This window comes from Polaromonas sp. P4_F4 (assembly GCF_056401355.1).
This window is the reverse complement of sequence record NZ_JBFUJO010000021.1, coordinates 61,204-83,106: the sequence shown is the minus strand read 5'-3', so window position 1 is coordinate 83,106 and position 21,903 is coordinate 61,204. Positions and strand designations below refer to the sequence as shown.

Sequence of the window (21,903 nt, the reverse complement as noted above, 5' to 3'; positions counted from 1 at the left end):
CAAACAAACAAACAGGCAGGGAGGCAGCCCGGCAGACCCTCTCAGGGCCGGGGATGTGCGAGCGTGAAACAGAAGCTGGCGCCCTGGCCAATGGCCGACTGGGCCCAGATTTGCCCACCATGGCGCGCAATGATTCGGCGAATGTTGGCCAGACCCACCCCGGCACCGGGAAAGTCCATCGGGGAATGCAGGCGCTGGAAGCTGCGAAACAGCTTGCCGGCATGCGCCATTTCGAAACCGACCCCGTTGTCCTTGACCTCATACACCGTCTGGGCCGTCTCACCGACGGCCACCTCGCGCACGCCAAAGCTGATTTCAGCAAAGCTCTGCCGCGACGTGAATTTCCAGGCATTACCCAGCAGCTCTTCCATGACCAGCCTGAGCAGCATGGGGTCGGCCCGCGCCACCAGGCCATCCTGAATGCAGATACTGGCCACGCGCGTACCTTGCTGCTGCAGTTGCAGGTTGTCCATCACGCCGCGCGCGATGGCGCTAAGGTCCACCAGCTGTGGCCGCAGCTGTACGCGCGACAGATTGGCCAACGCGAGCAGGGCCTCGGTCAGCTCACCCGCCTGCTGAACACCCGCCTTGATGCGCGCGAGGTAGTGTTTGCCATGGGGATCGCTCACCATGCGTTCGAGCAAACCGCTGAAGCCGCCGATGGCAATGATGGGCTGGCGCAGGTCATGCGCCACCGAATGGGCAAACTCCTGCAAATCCCGGTTGGACGCTTCAAGCTGCGCGGTACGCCGCTTGACCCGCTGCTCCAGCTCGGTGTTCAGTTCGGTGATGCGCGCTTCCGAGCGCTTGCGCACGGTGATGTCGCGCAGCACAACGTTGGCGCAGGCCTCATTGCCGTGATCGAGGTACATCGACGAGGACAGTTCGCACTCAAAGTGGGAGCCGTCACTGCGCAGCATCCGGAGTTCGCCGTAAGCTTTGCCTTCGCGCTGGCGCTCCTCCAGCAGCGGCTCCAGGCGCGCGTCGTTGGGGTCGACCAGGCCGTGCCGGCCACGCTGCCGCAGTTCGTCCAGGCTCATGCCAAACAGCTCGCAGGCGGCCGGGTTGGCATGCAGCACCTGGCCATCGGGCCGGGTCTGCAAAATGCCGTCGAGGCTGGTTTCGTAGAGCTGGCGGAAATGCTCTTCACTGTTGCGCAGGGCCAGCTGGGCCGTCTGACGCTCGGTGATGTCCATCAGGGTGCCCGCCATCAGGTCAGGCCTGCGCTGACTGGTCCACTCCGATACCCGGCCCCGCGCCAGCACCCAGACCCAGCGGCCATCCTTGTGGCGCAGGCGCGCTTCGAAGTCATAGTAAGGCGTCTGGCCGGCAAAATGCTGCTGCAGCAATGCGTCGGAACGCGCCAGGTCATCGGGATGCACCTGGTTGCGCCAGGTCTGGATGCTGACGGGTTGCAACTCGCCCAGCCTGTAGCCGATGATCCCGGCCCAGCGCTCGTCCAGGCGGAGGTCGCCGGTCTGCACGTTCCACTCCCACGTTCCAACATTGGTGCCTTCCACCATGCTAAGCAGACGCTGCTGCTCATGGGCCAGGCTGAGCATCATGTGCTGGGCCGCAGCCAGGGCCCGCGCCCGGCTGCTTCCGAGCAGCCAGATGCATACCGCGAGCAACAGGCTCAGCGCCACACCGCCCAGGCCCAGCAGGGTCGGCACAGGGCTCGCGGCCTGCGCCTCGAAAGCGGCCGTCGTGCTGACATGCAGCGTGAGGATACGCCCGCCCGCTGAAATGGCGCGTGACGCGTGAATCAGGCGGCCGGTATAGTGCGCCGGGCCAATCTCGCCCTTGCTGGAGGCCAGATGCCCGTCAAAGTCATAAATCAGCTGATCCTTCGTGGCGCTGGCGCCGTCAAAGAGTTCAAAGTCAGCCTGTCCCTGTACGGCCGCGGCCGCACCGTCCATGACCTCGGCAACCACCAGGGGCGCAAACAGCAGCCCGATCAAGGCCGCGCTGCGTTGCGCCGGTGTTGAGGGGTCGGTGCCAGTCCGGAAAACCGGCAGCAGGTAGACAAATCCACGGTCCTGCCGGGAGGCTCCCAACAACAGGACTTCCTTGCTCAATGTCGGCGTGCCGGTCGCCACGGCCCGTTCGATGGCCTCGCGGCGCACGGCATCGGCGCCCAGGTCCTCACCGAGCAAGGGGTAGTTGTCAGCCTCGGGTTCGACGAATTTCGCGACATAAAGATCGGGCGCGTTGCCAGGCGCGTTGACCGAAAAGGCGGGTGCGCCATCGCTCCGTTCTGCGCTGACGAAGCGGCCCAGGTCATCACGCAGCACCCGCGCCAGCAAGCCAAAGCCGCGCACGCCGGGGAACTCGTGCTGGATCTGCGTGGACTCCACATAGGCGCGAAACTCCGCACGCTCCACCGAATGGCTGGCCGCATAAACACCGGCCGCACCCCTGAGGCCCACCAACGGCGCGTTCAGGCGGGTTTCCACATCGGCCTGGAGGCGGTCCACCTGGCGGCCAAAGCGCGCCCTGGCTTCGGCCTGGATACCGTCATTCACCCAGAACACCCCCAGCCCGGTGAACACCAGCCCCACCGCCAGCGCCAGCGCCGCCATGCCCGCGGCGGCACGCTGGCTGGTGATGGAGGGCTGTTCAGCGGGCAATACCTGCCGGCTCATGGCAAGACCAGGATCGGCCGGGGGAGGCGTCTACGGGGGGTCGCTTCGGCAGCAGGCGCCGCCGGAAAGGTTACATGGTGCAACGTGATTCCAGTCAGACGCGGCAGAATTACCGGCTGCTCAGCCCGTCAAAGCAGGTGCCCAGCACCAGCTCGACAATCTCTGCATCGCTGTGCTGTCCGCCTGCCTTCAGAAACTCCAGCACCGGGTCGCAGGCCCGTGCATACAGCGTATAAAGCACCAGCAGCGGTGGCCAGGCCGGGTTCAGGCTGCCATCCTGTTGAGCCCGCTCAATCCAGCCGCCAATCTGGGCGCTGATCACCATCAACCCGTCAAGATAAACCTTGTTGGCCATCAACGCGGCACGCAGGCTGGAGTTCTGGCTGGGCAGCGAGGGCATCTCCCCGGCCAGCTGCATCTGCATCATCCAGCGCACCACGGCCTTGAGCTGATCGAGGGGCCGCGCGCCGGCGGCCAGCCCGGCCAGAAATGTCCGGGCATGGCCCAACACCCGCACCATGGCTGCTGCCGCCAGGTCTTCCTTGCTGGAAAAGTGTTTGTAAAGGCTGGCCTTGGCAATACCCACGTCGGCGGCCACCTGGTCAACCGTCATCAGGTCGAAGCCTTTTTCGGCCAGCAGGCGATTGGCCGCCTGGACAATCGCCTCTTCGCGCGCCTGCAGCATCTGCACCTTGAATGGAACCCGGGCCGGGCTGGCCTTGAGTGCGCTGATTTTGGCTGTGACAGCTGCGGCGCTGCTGGCGATGACGGGACTGCGGGGAGACATGCGGCATTTTAGGCCACATGCGCAGCCACAGGCCGCGAAGCTGGACGCAGCAAATGTTTTGTGAACTTGTTGGCCAAGGTGCTACCCAACGGTAATCACACTTTGTTCCAATTGTTGATTTGCGCAAAGCCTGCGTTTGGATGTAATTTGCAGGAAAGGGATTGGAAAAGGTGCAGCGCAACATAATGTGAACCGGTCCCCAGGGAGAAGCGTGATGAAAAACACAACGTCGTACCTTGGCGCCTGGCTTGGAGCGGCAAGCCTCGCCTTTGCTTTTGCGCTGGTGGCGCCCAACGAGTCCAGCGTGATGGGCCGTTTGCCGGCCGCGATGACGCAGACGCTGCAGCAGCAACCCGTGACGATCCCGGAGGGGCTGCCTTCTGACCGCACCCTGGCGCTGATCACCTTCCAGCGAGGCCAGCGCGCCCAGGTTGAAAGCTGGATCCAGGGACTCGATTTGAGGAACGACCCGTCCATTGCCTGGATGCGCATGCCCGTCCTCCATGACCCGGGAACGCTGACAGGCCGCAGCGCGATCGAAAACAAGTTGCGGCAACACTATCCCGCAGATGCCGAGCGGGCCCGGCTGGTGCCGGTGTTCACCGACCGTGCCAGCTTCGTGCGGGCCGCGGGCCTGAATGGCACCGACCAGGCCTATGCCGTCGTTGTCAACCGCCAGGGAGACGTACTGGCCAGGGTCGAGGGGCAGTTTGATCCCGACAAGGCCCAGACCCTGCGTGAGACGCTGCTGGCGCATGGCCTTTAAGCCCTAAGAGCCGCAAACAAAACCCAGCGAAGCGGTCCTGGCTAGGAGTGCCGCCGCAGACAGTGCTGTAACGGCCAAGGCGGCACAACGACGCCAGGAGGGTTTTGTTAGCGGCTCTAAGCCCCCCGCCCGCAGGCCTGTCCGCTTAAAGCCTCGCCGCGCCCAGCGTGAAGTAAAACGTCGCGCCGCGGCCAAGCGCAGCCTCGCCCCAGACCCTTCCGCCATGGCGCGCGATGATGCGCTGGACCGTGGTCAGGCCGATGCCGGTTCCGGCAAACTCGGACGGCGAGTGCAGGCGCTGGAATGGGCCGAAGAGCTTTTCGGAATAAGCCATGTCAAAACCCGCGCCCTTGTCCCGCACAAAGTAAACCGTTTCGCCGGCGGTGCCGGCCTGCTGGCCAAAGGTGATCTCGGTACGGGCCGCTCCGGCGCTGAATTTCCAGGCATTGCCCAGGAGGTTTTCGAGCACCTGGTGGAGCAGCCGCGGATCGCCCTGAGCCGCCAGGCCCGGCTCGACATGCAGTTGCGCCACCCTGCCGGGTTCCCGGTCCTGCTGGCGGCCCAGCACGTCCAGCGCAAGGGCGCTGAGGTCCACCCGCTCCCAGCGCAGGCTGGCGCGCGACACCTGCGCCAGCGACAGCATGGCATCTATCAGTTCGCCCATTTGCGAGACGCCCGCACGGATGCGCGACAGGTAGTGCCGGCTGCGATCGGCCTGCGGACCAGCGACTGTTTTGGCGAGGGCCTTGTCCAGCAGATCGCTGAACCCGTCAATGGCGCTGAGCGGCGTGCGCAGGTCATGCGAAACCGAATAGGAAAAAGCTTCCAGTTGCTTGTTGGCAAACTCCAGCTGCGCGGTGCGCTGCTGCACGCGCTCTTCCAGGCTGGTATTGAGACGCAGGATTTCTTCATGCGCCCGCTTGCGCTCGCGGATGTCGGTGTTGATGCCGAGCACGCCGTTGACCTGGCCGTGCTCATCGCGCACCACCGTCCAGCGCGCCTCGATGTACACGATGGAGCCATCGCGCGCCACCTGCTCCAGCTCGCCGGTCCACTCGCCATGGTTGGCCAAAGTCCGGTTCATCGCGTTGATGAGCACTTGCGGGTCGCGGTACATGAGCTCCTCCATGGTCTTGCCCAGCACCTCTTCGGCAGTCCAGCCGTACAGCTGTTCCGCGCCCTTGTTCCAGTAACGCAGGGTTCTGTCAAGGTTGCGCACCATGATGGCATCCTGCGCACGGTCGAGCAGCGAGGCCTGTTCGCGCACCTTGGCCGCGACTTCACGCGCGGCCTCCTGCCCCCGCCGGCGCTCCAGCCGGGCACGCAGACTGATGATGCCAAAGGCCAGGTTGTCGGCAAGCTCCTGGAGGAGCTTGCCCTCGTCGCTGGAGAAATGCTGAACCTCGCCGGCATACAGCCCCAGCACGCCAAAAGTATGCGGCCCATCGCACAAGGGCAAAAACAGAGCGCTTCGGTAGCCCCGCTGCAAGGCGGCCGCCTTCCATTTGAAACGATGGTCGGCCTGCGCGATGTCACCAGTCTGCTGGGGCTGCCCACTGCGAATGGCGCGGCCTGCGGGGCCCTGCCCCAGCGCCTCGTTGTCCAGCCAGCTGAGCCGGATCGAGGACAGGTAGCCATCTTCGTGGCCGAAATGGGCCACGGGCAGGATGCTGCCTGCCTCGTCGTCCTGCGCATACCCCACCCAGGCCATGCGGTAACTGCCCGCCTCAACGGCCACGCGGCAAACCTCGGCCAGCAGGCCAGCCTCGTCATCGATCCGGTTCAGGGCCACGCTGGAGCGGCTGAGCATTTGCATCGCACGGTTGGTGCTGGCCAGCGCCAGGTCGGCGAGCTTGCGGTCGGTGATGTCGCGTGCCGTGCCCACCACGCGCTCGAGCTCGCCCGCGGCATTGAACACCGGGTAGGAGTTATCGCGTATCCAGCGCGTCTGGCCATCCGGGGAGGTGATGCGGTACTCCACATCGGAGACCTTGCCGGCCTCTGTGAGCTCGTCAGCGAGCTTCAGCACGGGCCGGTCTTCGGGCAGAACGGCACCGAGATAGGACTTGGGATCGGCGTAGAGGCTCTCGCAGCTATGCCCCCAGATCCTTTCGTAGCCCGGACTGACGTACAGCATGCGGCCGGTGCGGGCGTCGCGGTTGTAAAACACCTCCTGGATGTTGTCCGCCAGCTCGCGAAAGCGCGCCTCGCTGCCAACCAGCGCCGCCTGCGCGCGGGCATGCTCCAGTGCGATGCGGGCCAGGCGGGTTGCGGTATCCAGCAGATCCCGGTCCTTGTCCCGCGGCCGGCGGGGTGTGCGGTGGTAAACGGCGAACGTCGCCAGCACCTCGCCCTCGCCCGACACCACCGGCGTGGACCAGCAGGCCTGCAGGCCGTAAGTCCTGGCCACCTCGCGGAAGTCCTTCATCAGGGGGTCCGTCGCGATGTCTTCCACAATCACCGGCTGCTTCAGGAAAGCGGCCGTGCCGCAGGCGCCCACTCCCGGGCCGACGGGAAGCCCGTTGATCAGCTGCATGAAGCTCTCCGGCAAGCCGCCCGCAGCCCCATGCCGCAGCTGTGGGCCGTCCACCAGCAGGATGGAGCACAGACCGCCGGCCACCCGGCCTTCGATGAGCCGCACAATGGCCTGGAGCGATTTCGACAGTGGGGCGCCTCCGGCGATCAGCGCCAGCACTTCCTGCTGATCGCGGGAAAAACTTTCCGCAGCCTTCAGGTCGGTGATGTCATTGAACACCGCCACCGCGCCTATCAGTTGCTCGTCGCTGTCCCGCAGCGGCCTGGAGCTGACCCTCAAGACGCGGTCTTCAAGGCCCGGTTTGCGAAACAGCACATCCCAGTTATCGACCGTAGCGCCGCGCAGGGCCTGCGTCAGCGGCCGGTCCGCCGATGCGTAGACAGTTTTTCCGTCGAGCGTCAGCAATTCGTGGTCACGGCGCCACGCGTCCAGCGACGTGCCGGGCCCGGCGGTCGAAAAAAGCTTGCCCGCCGTGTCGTTGAAAAGCAGAAAGCGCCCCTCGGTATCGACCGCCGCCACACCCTCGCTCATGCTGTTGATGGTGAGGTCCAGCAAGGCGCGCTCCTTGTCTACCCGGCGCCATGCGGCACCCACTTCATCCTTGCGCGCCTGCAGGGACTCGGCCATGCGGTTAAAAGACGAGCCAATTTCGCCGAACTCGCCAGGGTGCAGCGGGCCGAGCTTGACGCGCGCCTCCAGATTGCCGCCGGTGATCTCGTGGGCTTTTGTCAAAATGGCGCCGGCCGGTTTGACAATCGAGCGGACACCCAGCCACCATGCGCAGCCCACGCCAAACCCCGTCATGCCCAGCAGGGCCAGCAGATTGATGAGAAACGCCTTGCGCGGACCGGCCATGATGACGTCACGCGGCGCGCTGACAGCCACGAACAATCCGTCGCCAGCCGTGCCACCGACCGGCGCATACGCATAGACGCGCTCAACACCGCCCGCATCCGCGGCCTCGCGCATGCCTGACTGCCGGGCCTGCGCGGCGTCCAGCACCACGGCATCGCGCTCCCGGCTGCCCTGCAGGCCGGAGCCGGCGGGGTGCACCGCCACAACGGTGCCGCGCCGGTCAATCAGCCGCAACCGGGCACCCTCCAGAACCGGGCCGGCGGCCAGAGCCTCCGTCATCCTGCCGATGTCCAGCGCGGCAAACGCAACGCCATTGAGGATGCCTTCGCTGCTGTAGACCGGCACGGCAAAGCTGATCCCCGTGCGTCCGCTGGCGCGCCCCGTGCTGTAGTCGCCCACCGAGAACTTCCGGCCGGCCAGCACCTGCCGGAAGAAGGACCGGTCGCCCGCATACACCTCGAAGCCGGCCTCCATCGCATGGCAGGAGACCTTGCCGTCGAGGTCCACCACCCCAAGGTTGACATAGGCTGAATCCTGCGACTGGAGGTTTTTGAGGTACTGCACGCACCCCCGGTTTCGCGTGTCCTTGACCGACGGCCCGCTGGCAATGTCGCCGAGCAGCTGTGCGACCCGGTCCACCAGGCGCTGCTGGTGTGCCGCCGCCAGCAGCACGTCGGACTGCAGCCTGGACCGTGCCAGCTCAAGCGCCGTCTCCCGGCTTTTGGCGGCCGAATAAGCGAAGAGAGCAAATACCGGCACCAGCGCAATCAGCGCCAGCAGCACCAGACGAAAACGAAGCCCTCCCCAACTCAGCATCCCGGTTACCTTGTGCCTTTCGCGGCGATGCAGCGCCACGCACGCATCTTGCCTGAGTGTGCGGAAAGCAGCGATGTTTGTAAATAGGCCGGTCCGCGGGCTATGGCTCGCCGGCTTGCAGACGCGCGCGGGCTACTGTTGCTACTGCTTGCGCTGCACAAACAGGTTGCGCTTGGCGTCCTCGGGGTAAGCAAACGTGACCGCGCCATGTCTCACCATGCCCATCACCAGCATGTTCTGCGTGGCGGCGTCCTTGTCCTGCTTGCTGAAAGGCTGGTCATAGGTAGCCACCACGCTGGTGGCAGGCTGGCGGCTGCCGCCCCGCGCATCAAGGCACCAGCGACAGGGCCGACGCCTGCCGCAGTGCCGCGGTGAGCGCATCCAGCACTTCGGACTCCAGATTCCAGCAATGCCAGTAAAGCTGGATCGGCAGCGTGCAGGTGGGCAGCACATTGACGAGCAGGCCCTGATTGATCAGCCCCTGCGCCAGCAGCCGCGGCACCACGCTGGCGCCCCAACCCGCCAGCACGGCACGCACCTGGCCTTCCGACGACGGCACAAAGAGCTGGTTGAGCGTGACACGCTTGAGCCCGAAGGCCTTGCCGACGAACTCGCTTTGCATGTCGTCCTTGCGGTTGAAGGCCACGAAGGGTATGTCGCGGAAATTGTGGGCGGTCAACGTCGAGTTGGCCAGCCTGTCCCGCGCGAACGCCGGTGCGGCCACGGCGACATATTCCATGGCGCCCAGAGAGACCACCTTGCACCCGCGCAAGGCCTGCCTGAGCGTGGTGACGCAGCCCAGCACCTGGCCTTCGCGCAGCCATTCCTGCGTGAAGTCCTGGTCGTCCGCGATGATTTCCATCGGCAGGCCCTGCTGCGCCAGATCGGTCAGCGCCTGCATGGCCCAGGTGGCAATGCTGTCGGCGTTGATGGCAATGGAGATGCGCTCTTCCTCGCGCGCGCCGCCCAGCGAGCTCGGTGCCAGCTCCTTGAGGTCACGCTCCAGGTCGGCGCGCAACAGACGCAGCATCTTGGTGTGCTTGAGCAGCAACTGGCCCGCGGAGGTCGGCTTGAGTGGCCGGCTCCGCACGATCAGCACGGTGCCGACCTGAGCCTCCAGCGCGCGCAGGCGCTGCGACACCGCCGACTGCGTGATCGACAGGCGCTGGGCGGCGCGCTCAAAACCACCCTCTTCCACAATCGCGGCCAGACACTCCAGCGCGTCCGGGTCAAACGTACTCATGGCAACTCCCTCACTATTAGCCAGGCTGATGTTTTCACTGATAGTTTAATTTTTCTTTTAATTGAAAGCAACATCCTTCACACTCCAACGCACGGAAAGGACGGAAAGGAACGGTCATGAAAGTTGTTGTTTTGGGCGCGGGAATTATTGGCGTGAGCACCGCCTGGCACTTGCTGGAGCGCGGACATGACGTGACCGTGGTGGACCGGCAAGCCGATGCGGCGCTGGAAACCAGTTTCGCCAATGCCGCGCAGATTTCCGTGAGCTATTGCGAACCCTGGGCCAACCGGGATGCGCCACTGAAGGCGCTGAAGTGGATGTTCCGCAATGATGCTCCGCTGCTGTTCCGCCCCAAGCTGGACATCCATCAATGGCGCTGGGGCCTGCAATTTCTGGCCCAGTGCAATGACGCCGCCTTTGAACGCAACGTGCAGCAACTGGTGGCGCTGGGCGCCTACAGCCACGCCGCCCTCAAGGACGTAGTGAACGCCACCGGCATTGAATACAAGCGGCTGGAACGCGGCATCGCGCATTACTACACCGACCAAAAATCGTTTGACACCGCCGGCGACGCCGCGGTGCTGATGCAGAAATACGGCGTGGCGCGGCGCGTGGTGAGCACCGCCGAGCTGCTCGCCATCGAGCCCGCCTTCCAGTCTTTTGCACACCGCATCGTGGGCGGCACCTACACCGCCAGCGATGAAAGCGGCGATGCGCGCATGTTCACCCAGGCGCTGGCCCGGCGCTGCGCCGACCGGGGTGTCCGCTTCCTCTACGGCCACGACATCGACCACCTTGAGAAGGCCGGCGGTGCGATCGAATCGGTCGCGGTTCGCGCCCGTACGGCAAACGGAAAACGCGGAAATATTGTTCACCTCCAGGCCGATGAGGTGGTGGCGGCCTGCGGCTCTTACACGGCGCCGCTGCTGCGCACGGTTGGCGTCGATCTGCCCATCTACCCGGGCAAGGGCTACAGCGCCACCTTCAAGTTGCTCAAGCCGGAGCTGGCTCCTTTCGTCAGCACCATTGATGACGAGGTCAAGTGCGCCATGAGCCGGCTGGGCAACCACCTGCGCGTGGCGGGCACCATCGAAGTGGGTGGTTACAACCTGTCGCTGGACACGCCGCTGGCCAAAGCCCGCTGCAGGATGCTGGCCGACCGCATTGAACAGGTGCTGCCCGGCGTCTGCGACACCCGGCTGGCGGAAGAAGGCGGCGAGCCGAATTTCTGGACCGGCCTGCGCCCTGCCACGCCGACCAACATTCCCTACATCGGCAGGACCAAAGTAGGCCGTTTATGGGTGAATGCCGGCCACGGCACGCTGGGCTGGACGCATGGTGCCGGCTCGGGCAAGGCCATGGCCGAACTGATCAGCGGCGAAACGCCGGCCATGAATTTCGGTTTTTACGGGTTTGACCGTCCCCGCGAGCCGCAAAGAGCCCTGGCCGCCTAGGGCCGGAACAAGCCCCAACGCCCTGGGGCGGCCCGTGCGGACATGGCGTGTCATGCCGCATGCTGGTCCAGCAGCTGTTGCGCCCAGGCACGCAGCGCCTCGCGCAGGGCAGGCGGCTCCTGAATTTCGAAGGCAAACGGCAGCCGTGCCAGCTGCCGCGCAAACCAGGGCACATGGTCGGTCTGGCTATGCAGCAACACCCCCTCTTCACTGGGCTGGAACACGCCGATGCTTTCGGGGAGCGCCTGTTGCGCGCACTGCAAATCCGCGTGCAACAAGACCCGGACCGTGATTGCCCGCGGCATGGTGGCCAGGCCCAGCGCCAGGTGCTGCACCGCATTGAAATCCGCCGGCGGCGTGAACACCGCATTGAGCGGCTGGACCTGCTGCACGCGGTCCAGCCGGAATGAGCGCAGTCCCCCACGCAGGTGGCACAGGCCGACGACATACCAGCGCCCACCACGGTAGGCCAGGCCGTAGGGATCAAAGTCCCGCTCGGTCACCACGCCGTCGGCCGACTGGTAGCTCAGGTGCACGCGCTGCCAGCCATGGGCGGCAGCACTAAGGGCCAGCAGCGCCGTGTTGTCGCCGGGCGCGACCGCCTGGGTGAGGTCCAGCGTCACCGTCTCGCCCAGGGCCCGTATCCGGTTTTTCAGTTTGCCGGGCATCACGCGTTCGAGCTTGGCCTGCGCACTTTGCACGGCAGGCGCCGCTTCGGCCAACCCGAGCCCGCGAGCGGCCACCAAGCCGATCGACAGCGCCAGCGCCTCGTCGTCCGTGAACATCATGGGCGGCAATTTGAAGCCGGCGACAAGGCTGTAGCAGCCATAACGACCGCGCTCCGCCACCACCGGAATGCCCAGGCTCTCGAGCTTTGCGATGTAGCGGCGCAGCGTGCGCCCATCCACCTCCAGCCGCCGGGCCAGCTCGGCGCCGCTCAGCCGGCCGTGGGCCTGCAGCAATTCCAGCACCGTGAGCACACGTGTGGTCGGGGAATACATGGTCAAAAAGTCTACTCCGTAATTAGGACTGAAATCGCCCTATTACTTCTTTAGACTGGATTTTTACGGTGCTTCACGACCAGCACTGCTCACCCACTGCTCACCGCTTCTTTCGGAAAAATCACCATGACGCAAACCGCCAATCCCGCTCAGGCCGCGCAACCCATCCAGCTCACCGATGGACGCCACGACTTCAATTTCATCACCGGGCGCTGGCTGGTCAGCAACCAGCGGCTGCTCAAACGCTTGCAGGGCTGCACCGAATGGGAGAGTTTCGAGGCCGTCCAGGACGGCGCCTTGCTGCTGGGTGGCCTGGGCAACATGAACGACCTGATGGTGGAGGGACAAGGCGTGATCGGCATGGCCCTGCGCTTTTTCAACCCGCAAACGCGGCAGTGGAGCATTTACTGGGTGAGCCGCGGCGACGGCTTGCTGCAGCCGCCTGTGGTCGGCGCCTTTGCCAAGGGCATCGGCCGCTTTGAAGGCGCCGACACGCACGAGGGCCGGCCGGTCCGGGTGCGCTTTCTGTGGTCGGAGATCACGCCGGGCAGGGCCCGCTGGGAGCAGGCCTTCTCGGCGGATGGCGGGCGTCACTGGGAAACCAACTGGGTGATGACCCTGACCCGGCCTGCCTACTACGCAGCCCGTTACTGAATTGCTGATGAATTGCTGATGAATTGCTGCGCTGCTGAAAAAGAAAGGGCACGTCACCCATGGACCACTTCTCCCATCTCTGGCTGTTTTTCCTGATGGTGCTGGGCATCATCGTCCTGCCCGGCATGGACATGGCGTTTGTGATGGCCAGCTCGCTGACCGGCGGGCGCAGGTCAGGCCTCTTCGCGGTCAGCGGCATTGTGGCCGGCGGCATGTGCCATGTGGTGGCCGGCGTGCTGGGACTGGGACTGTTGCTGCAACTCGTTCCCGGCATGGTCCACGTCATGCTGCTGGCGGGAAGCGCCTACATCGCATGGATAGGCTGGTCATTGATTCAAAGCACCTCCGTCTTTGGTGATTTGCCCGCCGTCCATTCGCACTCACCATGGCGCACCTTTCGGCAGGCAGCACTCACCTGCCTGCTCAATCCCAAAGCCTATTTGTTCATGCTGGCCATCTTTCCGCAGTTCCTGCGGCTTGAGTACGGCTCGCTGTGGCTGCAGGCGATCGCGCTGGGGCTGATCATTGCGATCACGCAAACCGGGGTTTATGGCTCGCTGGCGCTGGCGGCCGGCGGCACGCGCCGGTGGCTGGCCAGCCGCCCCGCGGCCAGCATTGCCCTGGCGCGCGCAGTTGGCGCCATGCTGATGCTGAGCGCGGCCTTCACCGCCTGGCAGGGCTGGCGCCAGCTGTGACCGTGCCGATGGTGTTCAGGCGGGCGGGCCTGGGGGGCCTTTCAGTTCCACGGTGTTGCCTTCGGGATCGGTGAGGTAAATCGAAGGTCCCTCGCCTTCCGCGCCGTACCTGGATTCCACCTCGCCCGCCTGCACGCCGTTGGCGGCCAGGTACCCGCGAATGGCAACCGCATCGAAGGGCTCGACGCGAAAGCAGAAATGGTCGACGTTGCGCGCTTGCGCGCCGGGCGCCGCACCACCGGCCCGCCCCAGCTTGCCGTCCACCGGCACCAGGTCCACCAGCGAGCGCCCGGCGCGCAGCTGCACCAGGCCGATGTCGTCCTGCCGGCGTTCAACGGTGCAGCCCAGCACGCCCGTGTAAAACCCGAGCATGCGCTGCAGGTCAATGACCCGAAGGACGATGTGATCAATCTCGCGGATATGGATCATGAAAGCCCCGAAAAAAAATTAAAGAAGGCCTGGATACCGATCGCGGTCATTCTGGCATGCACGGCCAGACCCTGCGCGCGCAAAGACCTGCCGGAGCCAGTACCATGGCCGCCATGCAGCAGAACCCCCATTTTCTTTTTCTGGCCACCTCGACCCGTGAACCCGGCGCGCAGGGCAACACCGAATGGCTGGCGCGGCAGGCCGCCGCCGCGCTGCCTCCCGGCACGCCGCAGGACTGGCATCACCTGTCCCGCATGCAGTTGCCGCTGTTCGTGGACCAGCGCCACACCACCGGGCAGTACGACATGCCGGCAGGCGACATGAAAACGCTGCTCGATGCCACCCTGGCCGCGACCGACATCGTGTTCGTGGCGCCGGTTTACTGGTACAGCATTCCGGCGCCGCTGAAAATTTACCTGGACCACTGGAGCGCGTGGATGCGCGTGCCGGGCCTGCCCTTCAAGGACGAGATGGCAAAGAAGAAGCTGTGGCTGGTCACCACCAGCGGCGACCGCGCCAAGGCGCAGCCCATGATGGACTCGATCAGGCTCTGCGCGCAATTCATGGCCATGGCTTACGGCGGCGAGCTGTGGGGCAAGGGCGGGCCGCCCGACGCGGTCAAGGCCGATGCGGCTGCCGTGGCGCAAGCCGCTACTTTCCTGGCCGGCTGATCCCGGAGCCCGTGCGGCTGCCGATGGTGTGCGGCAATGGCTTCATGCTTCGGCAACGTGGCTTTTTCCTACAGCCGGTGGCTTTTCGGGCTGACAGCAGCGCAACAACAGGGCGTCCAGACTCGGGCATATGCCCAGACACAAACCGGCCGGACCGCCCGGCGAACCTGTCGATCAACCCGCTGCCGGCAAAGGCATGCCCGGCAAATCGCCACGCGCCCAGCGGCCGCTACCCGATCAGCCCATCACACCGGCAGACCGGTCCGTGGAGAGCAGCCTGGAGTTGCCGCATGAGCGTGACGAGGCGGTCAACACGACCGGCGAACAGACCAGCCCCCTCATCGAGCAGGCCGAGCGGGATGTGCGCAAGGGGCTGAAGGACACCAGCAAGGCGCCCGAAATGGACCGGGCCTATAAGAAGCTCAAGTCCTGAGCGCCCGCCGGCGGGCGCCCCCTTCCCTTTCAGTGCACCCCGCACCTCCACCGTCCGCTCCCTCTCCTGCGCCGCCCTCCGGCACTCGGTCTGACCCATCAACCGGGTCCGCTACCCATCGCTTGCTATTGCTTTAATAGCACTCCACATCCTAATTACGCTGCCTATAGGCCATTTTCATCAAGAAACTGGCGCGCTGAACCGTGCCAACCCTCCAGCGCCGGTGTCTGAAGCCCGTCCCTTGAGCGAGGCCATTGCCATCGCCGGACAGCGCATCGCGGGGGTTGGTACCGATTCCAAATGATCAAAAATTTCGCTATCATGAGTCGTTTTGTAAATTTATATACATTCATTTCACGCCTGACCCTGATGACAACTGTTCCCGGCAACCCCTCGATGGCACAGCGCATTGCACGCGTGTTGCCGACGTTGACACGCTCGCACCGGCAGATGGCCGACTACGTGCTCGCCCACCCCTTGCAGGCCGCCACCATGCCCATCGACGAGCTGGCCGCCACGCTGGGGGTTTCGGTGGCCACCGCCAACCGGTTTGCGCGGGCGCTCGAATTTGACGGCTACCAGCAGTTCCGCGCAGCGCTGGTGCTGGGTTTTGAAACCACGCTGGCCCCGGTCGAGAAGCTGCGCAGCACGCTCGAACACCCCGCCACGGTGGCCGACGTATTTGCCACCGCCCTGGCGGAGAGCCAGCGCAACATCGAGCTGACGCGGCAATCGCTCGATGCCCACAGCTGCGAGCAGGCGGTGAATGCCATCCTGAGCGCGCAGCGCATTTACATCGTTGGCTTTGGTGCCAGCAGCTGGCTGGGCGGGCTATTGCTGCGCGGCCTGGATCAGTATTGCGACAACGTCCAGTTGCTGGCCGGCATGGAGGGCTCATCCCACGCCGCGCGCATCCTGACGCGCCTGCAGCCCACGGACTTGCTGATCGCCATCGCCTACCCGCGCTACATCGCCGACACCGTGTTGCTGGCGCGCCGCGCGCGCGACGCCGGCGTGCCGGTGCTGGCGTTGACCGATCGCGTGACGTCGCCGCTGGCGCCGCTGGCCACCGTCTCGCTCTACGCTCACACCGACAGCCAGTACTTTGCCAACTCCGAGACCACGGTCCTGGCGCTGATCGAGGCCCTGTGCAGCGCGGTCGCCCACCGCGCCAAGGGCTCGCTCAAGGCGGCGACGCAGCTGGCCGAATCGGTGCTGCCCTGGCTGCACGGCAGCCATAGCGGCCGGCTGCGCGCCGTGGCCGAGGCCGCAGCGCCTGCGCCCCGCAAGGCCAGCGCCAAATCGAAATCCTCAAAGGCCCCCAAGTGACACCGCCCAAGCCCCTCCCCCTCATTGCCATCCACGGTGGCGCCGGCACCATGAGCCGCAAGCACATCAGCACAGAGCAGGACGCGGCTTACCACGCCGCCCTGCACGGCATCCTGCTGGCCGCGCAGCAATTGCTGGCCGATGGCGGCAGCGCGCTCGACGCCGTCAGCCTGGCTGTTGACCTGCTGGAAGACTGCCCGCTCTTCAATGCCGGCCATGGTTCCGTCTTTACCCATGACGAAACCCATGAGCTGGACGCTGCCGTGATGGACGGCGCCACCCTGCGCGCCGGCGCGGTAGCCTGCGTGAGCCGCGTGCGCCGCCCTTTGCGCGCCGCCCGCGCCGTGATGGAGCACAGCGAACATGTGCTCCTGGTGGGCGCCGGTGCCGAAGCCTTCGCCGAAGGCCTGGGGCTGGAGATGGTTTCGCCCGATTACTTTTCAACCGAGGCCCGTCGCGAGCAACTGCGCCGCGCACTGTCCACCGACAAGGCGGTGCTGGACCATGACGGCGCGGCCCTGGTGTTCCGTCCCTCTGCAGCCGGCGCGGCGCCGCTGGATGATGACCGCAAATTCGGCACCGTGGGCGCTGTCGCGCTCGATGCGCACGGCAACCTGGCCGCCGCCACCTCCACCGGCGGCATGACCAACAAACGGCCCGGCCGCGTCGGCGACACGCCCCTGATCGGCGCCGGCACCTATGCCGACAACCGCACGGCAGCCGTCTCCTGCACCGGCACCGGCGAAATGTTCATACGCACCGCGGCGGCCTACGACATCTGCGCGCGCATGGCCTACGGCGGCCTGTCCCTGGACGCGGCCGCACAGCGGGTGGTGATGGACGTGCTGCCCGCCATGGGCGGACGGGGCGGCCTGATTGCCGTCGACGCGCAGGGCAACCTGAGTCTTCCCTTCAACACCGAAGGCATGTACCGCGGCCATGCCCGCGTCGGCGAGACACCGCAAACCGCGATCTTTCGCTGATCGCCATCTGCGGCACGCTCCTTGCACTTCCAACATATCTCCACACACCTCCACACAAAAGCGCACCGCAATGCAATCCACCGTGGCCGAAGCCTCTCAACCCAGCGCCCTGTACCTGCCCGACAACCGGGTGGTGGCCGTCAACGACCTGTCGGTGCGCTTCACCACCTCCGAGCGCACGGTCGATGCGGTGCGCAATCTCTCCTTCCACGTGGACCGCGGTGAGACCCTGGCCATCGTCGGCGAATCGGGCTCGGGCAAATCGGTCACCTCGCTGGCGCTGATGCGCCTGGTCGAACATGGCGGCGGCCGCATCATCCACGGCAGCATGGCGTTTCGGCGCCGCAGCGGCGAGGTGCTTGACCTGGCGCAGGCGCGCAACGCGACGCTGCGCAGCATTCGGGGCGCCGACATCGCGATGATTTTCCAGGAGCCCATGACCTCGCTCAACCCGGTGTTCACCGCCGGGGACCAGATTGCAGAATCCATCCAGGAGCATCAGGGGAAAAGCGCGAGCGCCGCACGCGCCGAAGCCCTGCGCATGCTCGACCTCGTACGCATTCCCGAAGCGCGCAATGTGCTGGACCGCTACCCGCACCAGCTCTCGGGCGGCATGCGCCAGCGCGTGATGATCGCCATGGCGCTGTCGTGCAAACCATCGCTGCTGATTGCCGACGAACCCACCACGGCGCTTGACGTGACCATCCAGGCGCAAATCCTGCAGCTGATACGCGCGCTGCAGGACGAGATGCGCATGGGCGTGGTCTTCATCACGCACGACATGGGCGTGGTGGCGGAAGTGGCTGACCGCGTGCTGGTGATGTACCGCGGCGACAAGGTGGAAGAAGGCGCCTCCGAAGAAGTTTTTGCCCGCCCTCGCCATCCCTACACCCGCGCACTGCTGTCGGCGGTGCCACGGCTGGGCGCGATGGAAGGCACCGAGCTGCCGCTCAAGTTTGAGTTGCTGCGCACCGAGGAAGCCGATGCCGCACCGCGCGAGGCGGCTCAGCCGCAAGACACGATCGAGCCCGGCAGCGCGCCGATTTTGCGTGTGCAGGATTTGGTGACACGCTTTGACGTGCGCAGCGGACTTTTTGGCCGCGTGGCACGCCGCGTCCATGCGGTGGAAAAAATCAGCTTTGACATCCGGCCCGGCGAAACGCTGGCACTGGTGGGTGAGTCAGGTTGCGGCAAATCGACCACCGGCCGATCGCTGCTGCGTCTGGTTGAAAGCCAGAGCGGCGTGATTGAGTTTGGCGGGCAAAACATTCGCGACCTGCCCACCAGCACGCTGCAAGGGCTGCGGCGCAATATCCAGTTCATCTTTCAGGATCCGTTCGCCTCGCTCGACCCGCGTGTCACCGTCGGCTTTTCCATCATGGAGCCGTTGCTGGTGCACAAGATTGCCAAGGGCAAGGAAGCGCAGGCGCGGGTTGACTGGCTGCTCAAAAAAGTCGGCCTGCCCACCGAGTACGCCCAGCGCTACCCGCACGAGTTCTCGGGCGGTCAGCGCCAGCGCATCGCCATCGCGCGTGCACTGGCGCTCAACCCCAAGGTGGTGATTGCCGATGAGTCGGTGTCGGCGCTCGATGTGTCGATTCAGGCCCAGATCGTCAACCTGATGCTGGACCTGCAACGCGAGCTGGGCATCGCCTTTTTGTTCATCTCGCACGACATGGCGGTGGTCGAACGCATCAGTCACCGCGTGGCCGTGATGTTTTTGGGCCAGATCGTCGAAATCGGCCCGCGTCGCGCCATTTTCGAGAATCCGCAGCACCCCTACACCCGCATGCTGATGGCGGCCGTGCCGGTGGCCGACCCGAGCCGGCGCCACCTCAAGCGCGAACTGTTGTCGGGCGAGATTCCCAGCCCGATACGCGCCGCCGGCGACGAACCCGTGGTGCCGCCGCTGGTGCAAGTCGGCCCCGGCCATTTTGTGGCGCAGCACCGCATTGCCGGCGCCTATTGATCCGCGTATCGACCCGCTTTCCCTCAATCATTTCCCTCAACCTGAACCAGGAGTTTTCCCCATGACAGAACGTATGACACCGCTGCGACCCAAAGCCCTGGCTGCCAGCCTGCTGGCACTGCTGGCTTTGGCGGCCACGGGCTCGGCCCTTGCCGCCAAGGATGTGGTGCTGGCCATTGGCGGCCAGCCCGAAACCCTGGACCCCTACAGCACCAACACCACGCTGACCACGGCCGTCACCAAGTCCTTCTATGAGGGCTTGTTCAAGTTCGACAAGGAGCTCAAGCTGCAGAACGTGCTGGCCGAGAGCTACACCGTCTCCAAGGACGGCCTGGTCTACACCCTCAAGCTGCGCCAGGGCGTCAAGTTTCATGACGGCAGCGACTTCAACGCCGAAGCCGTCAAGGTCACGCTGGACCGTGTCACCAACCCCGACAACAAGCTGCCGCGTTTCAACCAGTTCAACCGCATCGAAAAAGTTGAAGCGGTCTCGCCCTATAGCGTGCGCGTCACGCTGAAGGAGCCGTTTGCGCCCTTCATCAACTCGCTGGCCCATGCCTCGGCCGCGATGATCTCGCCGACCGCGCTCAAAAAATACGGTAACAAGGACATCGCCTTCAACCCGGTGGGCACCGGCCCCTTCAGCTTCGTCGAGTGGAAGCAGACCGATTTCATCAAGGTCAAGAAATTCGACGGTTACTGGAAAAAGGGCTATCCCAAGGTCGACAGCGTGACCTGGAAGCCCGTGCTGGAGAACAACACGCGCGCCGCCATGCTGCAGACCGGCGAGACCGACTTCGCCTTCCCGCTGCCCTACGAGCAGGCCGCCGATTTGCAGAAAAACGCCAAGCTCAATGTCACGAGCGGCCCGTCCATCATCACGCGCTACCTCAGCTTCAACATGCTGCAAAAGCCGTTTGACGACCTCAAGGTGCGGCAGGCCATCAACTACGCCATCAACAAGGAAGCGCTCGCCAAAGTGGCCTTCGGCGGCTATGCCTTTCCGGCCGAGGGCGTGATCCCCCAGGGCGTGAAGTACGCCCACAAGATGGCGCCCTGGCCTTATGACCCGAAGAAGGCGCGCGAGCTGCTGAAGGAAGCCGGCTACGCCAACGGCTTCGAGTCGGTGCTGTGGAGCGCCTACACCACCACCACGGCGCAGAAAACCATCCAGTTCGTGCAGCAGCAGCTGGCCCAGGTCGGCATCAAACTTTCGGTGCAGGCGCTGGAGCCTGGCCAGCGCACCGAGTGGGTGGAAGCCGCACAGGACCCCAAGACCGCCAAGATCCGCATGTACTACATCGGCTGGTCGGCTTCGACCGGTGAAGCCGACTGGGCGCTGCGCCCGCTGCTGGTCACCGAAGCCTGGCCACCCAAACTGAACAACACCGCCTACTACAGCAATGCCACGGTGGACGGCAACGTGATCAAGGCCCTGAAGTCGGTCGACGAAAAGGAAAAGACCGAGCTCTACCGCGAAGCGCAGGAGCAGATCATGAAAGACGCGCCCTGGGCGCCGCTGGTGACGGAAAAGCTGCTGTATGCCACCTCCAAGCGCCTGTCTGGCGTTTTCGTGATGCCTGACGGCAACATCAATGCGGACGAGATCACGGTCGCCGAGTAAGCCTTTCTTTTTGCATGCGTTTTGCACCGCCCCTGCGTGCGCCAGCCTTCGCTGGCGCACGCCCTGACCCGACTCCATCATGCTGAACTATTTTTTGAAACGGCTGCTGGGCCTGACGCCCACGCTGCTGATCGTCGCGGTGCTGGTGTTCCTGTTCGTCCACATGCTGCCGGGTGACCCGGCACGCCTGGCGGCCGGACAGGATGCCGACCAGAAAACCGTAGAGCTGGTGCGCCAGGAGCTCGGCCTGGACCGGCCGCTGCCCGAGCAGTTTGCGAGCTTCTTCACGCGCATGCTCAAAGGCGACTTCGGCACCTCGATGCGCACGCGGCGCCCGGTGTCGACCGAGATCGCCGAGCGCTTCATGCCGACACTGCTGCTGACGCTGACCAGCATGAGCTGGGCGGTGATTTTCGGCATGACCATAGGCGTGGTCTCCGCGGTGTTTCGCAATGAATGGCCGGACCGGCTGGGCATGACGGTGGCCGTCTCGGGCATCTCCTTTCCGGCGTTCGCGCTCGGCATGCTGCTGATGCAGGTCTTCTCGGTGCAGCTCGGCTGGCTGCCCACCGTGGGGGCCGACAGCTGGAAGCATTACGTCCTGCCGTCCTTGACCCTGGGCGCGGCCGTGGCCGCCGTGATGGCGCGCTTCACGCGCGCCTCCTTCGTCGAAGTGATCCAGGAAGACTTTGTGCGCACGGCCCGCGCCAAAGGCCTGAAAGAACGCACGGTGATTTTCAAGCACTGTCTGCGCAACGCGCTGATCCCGGTGGTCACCATGATGGGCCTGCAGTTCGGTTTTCTGCTGGGCGGCTCCATCGTCGTCGAGGCGGTCTTCAACTGGCCCGGCCTGGGTCGCCTGCTGGTCGATGCCGTGACCATGCGCGACTACCCGGTGATCCAGACCCTGGTGCTGCTGTTTTCGCTGGAATTCATCCTGATCAATCTAGCGGTGGACGTGCTCTACGGCTTCATCAATCCCACCATTCGCTACAAATGAGAACAAGCCAGCC

17 protein-coding genes and 1 pseudogene are annotated in these 21,903 nt (G+C 64.9%); 11 read left to right on the top strand and 7 right to left on the bottom strand.

What is annotated here, in order from left to right; genetic code table 11:
• Positions 1 to 41: 41 nt before the first annotated feature.
• Positions 42 to 2,645, bottom strand: a complete 2,604-nt coding sequence (locus tag AC1DUR_RS19720) for a CHASE domain-containing protein (RefSeq protein ID WP_477722002.1) — start codon at positions 2,643 to 2,645, stop codon at positions 42 to 44.
• 109 nt (positions 2,646 to 2,754) lie between these two features.
• Positions 2,755 to 3,330 carry a TetR/AcrR family transcriptional regulator gene (locus AC1DUR_RS19715; RefSeq protein ID WP_477719415.1) on the bottom strand — a complete coding sequence of 192 codons (576 nt, stop codon included), beginning with the start codon at positions 3,328 to 3,330 and terminating at the stop codon, positions 2,755 to 2,757.
• Between the two features lie 316 nt (positions 3,331 to 3,646).
• On the opposite strand from AC1DUR_RS19715, the gene AC1DUR_RS19710 reads away from it, so the two are divergent.
• The gene (locus tag AC1DUR_RS19710) at positions 3,647 to 4,198 is read left to right on the top strand and encodes a hypothetical protein (RefSeq protein WP_477719394.1); all 552 of its coding nucleotides are present in this window, start codon (positions 3,647 to 3,649) and stop codon (positions 4,196 to 4,198) included.
• A gap of 145 nt (positions 4,199 to 4,343) precedes the next feature.
• Here the strand turns inward: AC1DUR_RS19710 and AC1DUR_RS19705 are convergent, their stop codons facing one another.
• From AC1DUR_RS19705 to AC1DUR_RS19695, 3 genes and pseudogenes are all read right to left on the bottom strand, one after another.
• On the bottom strand, positions 4,344 to 8,405 hold the full coding sequence (locus AC1DUR_RS19705) for a PAS domain S-box protein (protein WP_477722001.1): 4,062 nt from the start codon (positions 8,403 to 8,405) through the stop codon (positions 4,344 to 4,346).
• 141 nt (positions 8,406 to 8,546) lie between these two features.
• Positions 8,547 to 8,699, bottom strand: a pseudogene (locus tag AC1DUR_RS19700) (ABC transporter substrate-binding protein); the annotation flags it as partial.
• Between the two features lie 34 nt (positions 8,700 to 8,733).
• Positions 8,734 to 9,648, bottom strand: a complete 915-nt coding sequence (locus tag AC1DUR_RS19695) for a LysR family transcriptional regulator ArgP (RefSeq protein WP_477719392.1) — start codon at positions 9,646 to 9,648, stop codon at positions 8,734 to 8,736.
• A 116-nt stretch (positions 9,649 to 9,764) separates the two neighbouring features.
• Here AC1DUR_RS19695 and AC1DUR_RS19690 point away from each other — a divergent pair, with 116 nt between their 5' ends.
• Positions 9,765 to 11,102: a D-amino acid dehydrogenase gene (locus AC1DUR_RS19690; RefSeq protein WP_477719391.1), complete on the top strand. Its 1,338-nt coding sequence runs from the start codon at positions 9,765 to 9,767 to the stop codon at positions 11,100 to 11,102.
• A 50-nt stretch (positions 11,103 to 11,152) separates the two neighbouring features.
• On the opposite strand, the gene AC1DUR_RS19685 is transcribed toward AC1DUR_RS19690, so the two are convergent.
• A complete protein-coding gene (locus AC1DUR_RS19685) occupies positions 11,153 to 12,103 on the bottom strand; it encodes a helix-turn-helix transcriptional regulator (RefSeq protein ID WP_477719390.1) in 951 nt (316 codons plus the stop codon).
• Positions 12,104 to 12,229: 126 nt separating this feature from the next.
• On the opposite strand from AC1DUR_RS19685, the gene AC1DUR_RS19680 reads away from it, so the two are divergent.
• Entirely contained in the window at positions 12,230 to 12,757 is a 528-nt protein-coding gene (locus tag AC1DUR_RS19680; protein WP_477719389.1) for a hypothetical protein, read from the top strand.
• Positions 12,758 to 12,816: 59 nt separating this feature from the next.
• Entirely contained in the window at positions 12,817 to 13,452 is a 636-nt protein-coding gene (locus AC1DUR_RS19675) for a LysE family translocator (protein WP_477719388.1), read from the top strand.
• Between the two features lie 15 nt (positions 13,453 to 13,467).
• On the opposite strand, the gene AC1DUR_RS19670 is transcribed toward AC1DUR_RS19675, so the two are convergent.
• Positions 13,468 to 13,881 carry a VOC family protein gene (locus tag AC1DUR_RS19670; protein WP_477719387.1) on the bottom strand — a complete coding sequence of 138 codons (414 nt, stop codon included), beginning with the start codon at positions 13,879 to 13,881 and terminating at the stop codon, positions 13,468 to 13,470.
• A gap of 104 nt (positions 13,882 to 13,985) precedes the next feature.
• Here AC1DUR_RS19670 and AC1DUR_RS19665 point away from each other — a divergent pair, with 104 nt between their 5' ends.
• The 7 genes from AC1DUR_RS19665 (at position 13,986) to gsiC (ending at position 21,890) form a co-directional block, all read left to right on the top strand.
• Positions 13,986 to 14,552 (top strand): flavodoxin family protein, encoded by a 567-nt coding sequence (locus tag AC1DUR_RS19665; RefSeq protein ID WP_477719386.1) that lies wholly within the window; start codon positions 13,986 to 13,988, stop codon positions 14,550 to 14,552.
• Between the two features lie 130 nt (positions 14,553 to 14,682).
• Positions 14,683 to 14,985 (top strand): hypothetical protein, encoded by a 303-nt coding sequence (locus AC1DUR_RS19660; RefSeq protein WP_477719385.1) that lies wholly within the window; start codon positions 14,683 to 14,685, stop codon positions 14,983 to 14,985.
• Positions 14,986 to 15,354: 369 nt separating this feature from the next.
• Positions 15,355 to 16,314, top strand: coding sequence for a MurR/RpiR family transcriptional regulator (locus AC1DUR_RS19655; RefSeq protein WP_477722000.1), 960 nt, complete (start codon positions 15,355 to 15,357; stop codon positions 16,312 to 16,314).
• A 50-nt stretch (positions 16,315 to 16,364) separates the two neighbouring features.
• Positions 16,365 to 17,297: an isoaspartyl peptidase/L-asparaginase family protein gene (locus AC1DUR_RS19650; RefSeq protein ID WP_477721999.1), complete on the top strand. Its 933-nt coding sequence runs from the start codon at positions 16,365 to 16,367 to the stop codon at positions 17,295 to 17,297.
• A gap of 70 nt (positions 17,298 to 17,367) precedes the next feature.
• Positions 17,368 to 19,266: a dipeptide ABC transporter ATP-binding protein gene (locus AC1DUR_RS19645; RefSeq protein WP_477721998.1), complete on the top strand. Its 1,899-nt coding sequence runs from the start codon at positions 17,368 to 17,370 to the stop codon at positions 19,264 to 19,266.
• Between the two features lie 61 nt (positions 19,267 to 19,327).
• On the top strand, positions 19,328 to 20,890 hold the full coding sequence (gsiB, locus tag AC1DUR_RS19640; protein WP_477721997.1) for a glutathione ABC transporter substrate-binding protein GsiB: 1,563 nt from the start codon (positions 19,328 to 19,330) through the stop codon (positions 20,888 to 20,890).
• A gap of 79 nt (positions 20,891 to 20,969) precedes the next feature.
• Entirely contained in the window at positions 20,970 to 21,890 is a 921-nt protein-coding gene (gene gsiC / locus AC1DUR_RS19635) for a glutathione ABC transporter permease GsiC (protein ID WP_477721996.1), read from the top strand.
• Positions 21,891 to 21,903 lie beyond the last annotated feature (13 nt).

Bases quoted from the DNA above. Each gene is read 5' to 3' on its own strand.
- AC1DUR_RS19695 (WP_477719392.1), bottom strand. From the start codon at position 9,648: ATGAGTACGTTTGACCCGGACGCGCTGGAGTGTCTGGCCGCGATTGTG.
- AC1DUR_RS19710 (WP_477719394.1), top strand. From the start codon at position 3,647: ATGAAAAACACAACGTCGTACCTTGGCGCCTGGCTTGGAGCGGCAAGC.
- AC1DUR_RS19705 (WP_477722001.1), bottom strand. From the start codon at position 8,405: ATGCTGAGTTGGGGAGGGCTTCGTTTTCGTCTGGTGCTGCTGGCGCTG.
- AC1DUR_RS19650 (WP_477721999.1), top strand. From the start codon at position 16,365: ATGAGCCGCAAGCACATCAGCACAGAGCAGGACGCGGCTTACCACGCC.
- AC1DUR_RS19660 (WP_477719385.1), top strand. From the start codon at position 14,683: ATGCCCAGACACAAACCGGCCGGACCGCCCGGCGAACCTGTCGATCAA.
- AC1DUR_RS19680 (WP_477719389.1), top strand. From the start codon at position 12,230: ATGACGCAAACCGCCAATCCCGCTCAGGCCGCGCAACCCATCCAGCTC.
- AC1DUR_RS19715 (WP_477719415.1), bottom strand. From the start codon at position 3,330: ATGCTGCAGGCGCGCGAAGAGGCGATTGTCCAGGCGGCCAATCGCCTG.
- gsiC (WP_477721996.1), top strand. From the start codon at position 20,970: ATGCTGAACTATTTTTTGAAACGGCTGCTGGGCCTGACGCCCACGCTG.
- AC1DUR_RS19675 (WP_477719388.1), top strand. From the start codon at position 12,817: ATGGACCACTTCTCCCATCTCTGGCTGTTTTTCCTGATGGTGCTGGGC.
- AC1DUR_RS19665 (WP_477719386.1), top strand. From the start codon at position 13,986: ATGGCCGCCATGCAGCAGAACCCCCATTTTCTTTTTCTGGCCACCTCG.
- AC1DUR_RS19670 (WP_477719387.1), bottom strand. From the start codon at position 13,881: ATGATCCATATCCGCGAGATTGATCACATCGTCCTTCGGGTCATTGAC.
- AC1DUR_RS19690 (WP_477719391.1), top strand. From the start codon at position 9,765: ATGAAAGTTGTTGTTTTGGGCGCGGGAATTATTGGCGTGAGCACCGCC.
- AC1DUR_RS19685 (WP_477719390.1), bottom strand. From the start codon at position 12,103: ATGTATTCCCCGACCACACGTGTGCTCACGGTGCTGGAATTGCTGCAG.
- AC1DUR_RS19655 (WP_477722000.1), top strand. From the start codon at position 15,355: ATGACAACTGTTCCCGGCAACCCCTCGATGGCACAGCGCATTGCACGC.
- AC1DUR_RS19720 (WP_477722002.1), bottom strand. From the start codon at position 2,645: ATGAGCCGGCAGGTATTGCCCGCTGAACAGCCCTCCATCACCAGCCAG.
- AC1DUR_RS19645 (WP_477721998.1), top strand. From the start codon at position 17,368: ATGCAATCCACCGTGGCCGAAGCCTCTCAACCCAGCGCCCTGTACCTG.
- gsiB (WP_477721997.1), top strand. From the start codon at position 19,328: ATGACAGAACGTATGACACCGCTGCGACCCAAAGCCCTGGCTGCCAGC.